At 44.9% G+C, this 474-nt stretch carries 1 protein-coding gene; it reads left to right on the forward strand.

What is annotated here, in order from left to right:
* Window positions 1-338 (forward strand): zinc finger domain-containing protein (locus HMPREF2795_RS10105; protein ID WP_315940716.1); only part of this gene is annotated, 338 nt, incomplete at its 5' end.
* Between the last annotated feature and the right edge of the window lie 136 nt (window positions 339-474).

Genomic DNA, 474 nt, shown 5'->3' on the forward strand with positions numbered 1-474 from the left:
ATGAAAAAGTCATCGGTAAATCCCTTGAAGCTCACTTGACAGTTTATCCAAACGAAGTCGTGAAAACTCTTCTTGGGGCTGTTGATAGCAATGTAGCTCAACTTTTGATCGTCTCAGAATTGACTATCGCAGAAGGTGTAGCTCCAGAAGGTGCAGTAGCCTTTGAAGATGTAGCTTTCACTGTAGAACGTGCAGCTGGTGAAGTGTGTGACCGTTGCCGTCGCATAGATCCAACAACAGCAGAACGTCACTACCACGCAACTATCTGTGACCACTGCGCAAGCATCGTAGAAGAAAACTTTGCGGACGCAGTTGCTGAAGGATTTGAAGCTAAATAATTTTATATACTGGAGAGAACAGATGTTCTCTCTTTTTTATGGAGTGAATACTCTCTTATTATGTGACTATTAGTCCGTCTCGCTCCGTGAGGTTCGAGACAAATAAACCACCCGCTATGCGGGTGCGCGTCGAAGG

The organism is Streptococcus sp. HMSC056C01 (genome assembly GCF_001811305.1).
In the GTDB taxonomy this organism is placed as follows: domain Bacteria; phylum Bacillota; class Bacilli; order Lactobacillales; family Streptococcaceae; genus Streptococcus.